Origin of the sequence: Mesorhizobium sp. M7A.F.Ca.ET.027.02.1.1 (genome assembly GCF_004022985.1) — a bacterium.
GTDB lineage: Bacteria > Pseudomonadota > Alphaproteobacteria > Rhizobiales > Rhizobiaceae > Mesorhizobium.
In genome coordinates this window covers 1-1,262 of sequence record NZ_RZOL01000763.1, presented here as the reverse complement: position 1 = coordinate 1,262, position 1,262 = coordinate 1, and the positions used below count along the sequence as shown (strand labels likewise).

General features: G+C 61.6%; 1 protein-coding gene and 1 pseudogene. Both read left to right on the top strand.

Going from position 1 to position 1,262, the window contains the following annotated elements; all coding sequences use genetic code 11:
• Positions 1–18 precede the first annotated feature (18 nt).
• A complete protein-coding gene (locus EN749_RS35955; RefSeq protein WP_127271130.1) occupies positions 19–735 on the top strand; it encodes a Bax inhibitor-1/YccA family protein in 717 nt (238 codons plus the stop codon).
• 204 nt (positions 736–939) lie between these two features.
• Positions 940–1,262: pseudogene (locus EN749_RS35950) on the top strand (aldose 1-epimerase family protein); the annotation flags it as partial.

Here is a 1,262-nt window from a genome sequence, read left to right as displayed (position 1 = left end):
TCACAAAGGAGAACGCAAATGAACACCCCCAATCTGGGATATCGCGTCGGCGCCGGCGCCCAAACCGGAGCCATCTTCGACGAGGGCCTGCGCCAGCATATGCTGCGCGTCTACAACTACATGGGCGTCGGCCTGGTGGTCACCGGCCTCGTCGCCTTCATGATCTCATCGACGCCGGCGCTCTACGTGCCGATCTTCTCCAGCCCGCTGAAATGGGTGGTGATGCTGGCACCGCTCGCCTTCGTCTTGCTGTTCTCGTTCAAAATGCAGACCATGTCGGCGGCGAGTGCCCAGGCGATGTTCTGGGCCTTCTGCGCGGTCATGGGCCTGTCGCTCGCCTCCGTGTTCCTGGTCTTCACCGGAACCAGCATCGCGCGCACCTTCTTCATCGCCGCCACCATGTTCGGCGCCACCAGTCTCTACGGCTACACGACAAAGCGCGACCTGACCCAGTTCTCGTCGTTCCTGATCATGGGCCTGATCGGCGTGGTGATCGCCAGCATCGTCAACATCTTCCTCGGCTCGACCGCGCTGCAGTTCGCCATCTCGGTGATCGGCATCGCCGTGTTCATCGGCCTGACCGCCTGGGATACGCAGACGATCAAAGAACAGTATGCCGAGAATTTCGACGCAGAATCGCGCCAGAAACTTGCCGTCTTCGGCGCCTTCTCGCTCTATCTGAACTTCATCAACATCTTCCAGCTGCTGCTGAATTTTACCGGCGAACGCGAGTAATCCGGACCGTAGCAGGCAACATTTCGCAACTTACCGTGGCCGGAGGGAAACCTCCGGCCACGGTTTTTTATTTGAGGCAGCATTTGCCATGTGCGGTGGATCGTTCATCGCGGCTGACTGAGACGCGATGTAAATCTGCCGCTCTTGAGTTCGCACGTCCCCTTTTGCTAGCCTACCGGCCACGCCAGATAGCCGCGAGGACGCATGGAACAGGACAGCCTGACGCTTCACGGTGACGGCATCTCGGCGACTGTTGTCGGGCAGGGCGCCGAACTTGTCTCCCTACGCGATGCCGACGGCACAGAGTTTCTGTGGCAGGCCGGTCCGGAATGGCGGCGTCACTCGCCGGTGCTGTTTCCAATCGTGGGGCGGCTGGCGGGCGACCAACTGCGCCATCGCGGCCGGACCTATCCGATGACCCAGCACGGCTTCGCGCGCGACAAGCCGTTCGCCTGGGCGCAGAGGGGACCGCGATCCTGCACGTTGGTGCTCACCGACGATGCCGATACCCGCGCGCACTACCCCTT